We start from the raw sequence: 3,039 nt of genomic DNA, 5'->3' as shown, positions 1-3,039 counted from the left end.
GCCGCCTCGGCGGTTTCTTCGTCCTGCGCACCGGCGCCCCGCCCGGCGCACCGCTGCCCACCCTCGCCGAGGCGTACGCCGCCCCGCCCGGCGACGTCTCCCGCCGGCATCCCGTGGTCATCCGCGTCGGCAAGGTGGCCGCCGGGATCCGCGCGCCCGAACCGCGGGTCGCCGCCTCGGTGGCGCACCAGGCGCTCGCCGCCCGGCTCTGGTCCGTCGCGCTCGCCTGCGCCGCCCTCCACGGCGAAGTCCCCGACCTCGATCCGCGCCTCCTGCGCTGGGACCCGGCGGCGAGCGCCCCCGACGACCTGTGGCTCGCCGGCGTACGCCCGCTGCCCGGGGACGCGGGCACGCTCGCCGCACTCGTCGTGCACCACCACCTCGAGCCCCTGGCGGCGGTCCTGCGCGCCCGGTACCGGGTCGCCCCCGGTCTGCTGCGGGGCAACGCGGCCTCCGCACTGGCGGGCGCGGCACGCCAGTTGGACCGCTGGGCGGGGCAGAGCGGCCACGCCCGGGCCGGTGAGCGGGCCCGGCGGCTGGCGGGGCGGCTCCTGGACCATCCGTATCTCGCCGGGACCGGCACGCTCACCGGCACCGGCACCGCCTTCCGGCGGCGCAGCTGCTGCCTCTACTACCGTGTCCCCGGCGGCGGGGTCTGCGGCGACTGTTGCTTCACACGAGCGCCGCACTCTTCCCCACGCGCCACATCTGGGTGACCATGAAGGCGACCGGCCGCTGAGATCAGGGGGTTGCGGGTGCGAGTGGGACTGCTGACCCGGGAGTACCCGCCGGACGTGTACGGCGGCGCCGGCGTACACGTCGAGTTCCTGGCGCGGGAGCTGCGGCCGCTGGTCGACCTGGAGGTGCACTGCTGGGGCGAGGGCCGCGCCGACGGCGTCGTACGCCACCGTCCCTGGTCCGCGCTGGACGGCGCCAACGACGCGCTGCGCACCTTCTCGGTGGACCTGGCCATGACCGCGGGCCTGGAGGGCTGCGAGCTGGTCCACTCCCACACCTGGTACGCCAACCTCGCCGGCCACCTCGGCAAGCTGCTGTACGGCGTGCCGCACGTGATGACCGCGCACTCCCTGGAGCCCCTGCGCCCCTGGAAGGCCGAGCAGCTCGGCGGCGGCTACGCGCTGTCCGGCTGGGCCGAGCGGACCGCCATCGAGGCCGCCGACGCGGTCGTCGCCGTCTCCGCGGCCATGCGCGAGGACATCCTCGGCTGCTACCCCGCGCTCGACCCGTCCCGCGTGCACGTCATCCACAACGGCATCGACACCGGCCTGTACCGGCCCGACCACGGCACCGGGGCCCTGGACCGCATCGGCCTGGACCGCGACCGGCCCTACGTGCTGTTCGTCGGCCGCATCACCCGCCAGAAGGGCGTGCCGCACCTGCTGCGCGCGGTGCGGGACATCGACCCGTCCGCGCAGGTCGTGCTGTGCGCCGGCGCGCCCGACACGCCCGAGATCGACCGCGAGTTCCGCGATCTGTACGAGGAGCTGAGCCGGGTCCGCGAGGGCGTGCACTGGATCCCGCAGATGCTGCCGCGCCCGGACGTGGTGCAGCTGCTCACCCACGCGGCCGTCTTCGTCTGCCCCTCGGTCTACGAGCCGCTCGGCATCGTCAACCTGGAGGCGATGGCGTGCGGCACGCCCGTCGTGGCCTCCCGGGTCGGCGGCATTCCCGAGGTGGTCGAGGACGGCCGTACGGGGGTACTCGTCGATGTCGACGACGACTTCGAGCCGGGACTCGCCCGCGCCCTGGACCGGGTGCTCGGCGATCCGGAGGCGGCCCGCCGCATGGGCGAGGCCGGACGGCGGCGCGCGGTCGAGGAGTTCGGCTGGGACGCGGTGGCCCGGCGGACGGTGCGGCTGTACGGGGAGATCCTCAAACAGGCTTAGTCCTCACTGCTCAGGGGCAGTAGTGGTGTCAACCGGGTGAGGGGAGCGGCCATGCGTCGTGGTGGACCTTCGGTCCTCGGAATCGTCCTCGCGGGCGGAGAGGGCAAACGTCTGATGCCCCTGACCGCGGACCGCGCCAAACCGGCGGTGACCTTCGGCGGAACGTATCGCCTGGTCGACTTCGTGCTGTCCAACCTGGTCAACGGTGACGTCCTGCGCATCTGCGTGCTCACGCAGTACAAGTCGCACTCGCTGGACCGGCACATCACCACCACCTGGCGGATGTCCAGCCTGCTCGGCAACTACGTCACCCCGGTCCCCGCGCAGCAGCGGCTCGGGCCGCGCTGGTACCTGGGCAGCGCCGACGCGATCCTCCAGTCGCTGAACCTCATATACGACGAACAGCCCGACTACGTCGCGGTCTTCGGCGCCGACCACGTCTACCGCATGGACCCCCGGCAGATGCTCCAGCAGCACATCGAGGGCGGAGCGGGGGTCACGGTGGCCGGCATCCGGGTGCCGCGCGCGGAGTCCTCGTCCTTCGGCGTGATCAGCCCGGGCTCGGACGGGCAGACCGTGGAGCGGTTCCTGGAGAAGCCCGCCGACCCGCCGGGGCTGGCCGACGACCCGGAGTGCGTGTTCGCCTCCATGGGCAACTACATCTTCACCACCAAGGCGCTGATCGAGGCGCTGCAGCGGGACGCCGAGGACGAGCGGTCGGTGCACGACATGGGCGGCTCGATCCTTCCCCAGCTCACCGACCGGGGCGAGGCGCAGCTGTACGACTTCAGCGCCAACCACGTGCCCGGCGAGACCAGCCGCGACCAGGGCTACTGGCGGGACGTGGGCACCCTCGACGCGTACTACGACGCGCACATGGACCTCATCGCCGAACGTCCCGCGTTCAACCTCTACAACCGCGACTGGCCCGTCTACACCCACTCCACCCAGCTGTCGCCGGCCCGGTTCAACGCGGGCGGCATCGCGAGCGAGTCGATCATCAGCGCGGGCTGCCTGATCCGCGGGCAGGTGACCCGCTCGGTGCTGTCCCCGGGCGTCCGGGTCGACCCGGGGGCGGTGGTGCAGGGTTCGGTGCTGCACGACAACGTGCGCATCGGCCGGGGCGCGATCG

The 3,039-nt window shown here is 73.2% G+C and carries 3 protein-coding genes; all 3 read left to right on the top strand.

The window, feature by feature from the left end; translation table 11 throughout:
- Positions 1-716: (2Fe-2S)-binding protein (locus tag IE249_RS10150; RefSeq protein WP_189704438.1), on the top strand; the 716-nt coding region annotated here is incomplete at its 5' end.
- 39 nt (positions 717-755) lie between these two features.
- The gene (gene glgA, locus IE249_RS10145) at positions 756-1,907 is read left to right on the top strand and encodes a glycogen synthase (protein WP_189704564.1); all 1,152 of its coding nucleotides are present in this window, start codon (positions 756-758) and stop codon (positions 1,905-1,907) included.
- Positions 1,908-1,958: 51 nt separating this feature from the next.
- Positions 1,959-3,039 (top strand): glucose-1-phosphate adenylyltransferase (locus IE249_RS10140; protein WP_229857995.1); only part of this gene is annotated, 1,081 nt, incomplete at its 3' end.

The sequence above is a fragment of the Streptomyces anandii JCM 4720 genome (genome assembly GCF_014650655.1).
GTDB lineage: Bacteria > Actinomycetota > Actinomycetes > Streptomycetales > Streptomycetaceae > Streptomyces > Streptomyces anandii.
This window is presented reverse-complemented; position numbering and strand designations above follow the sequence as displayed.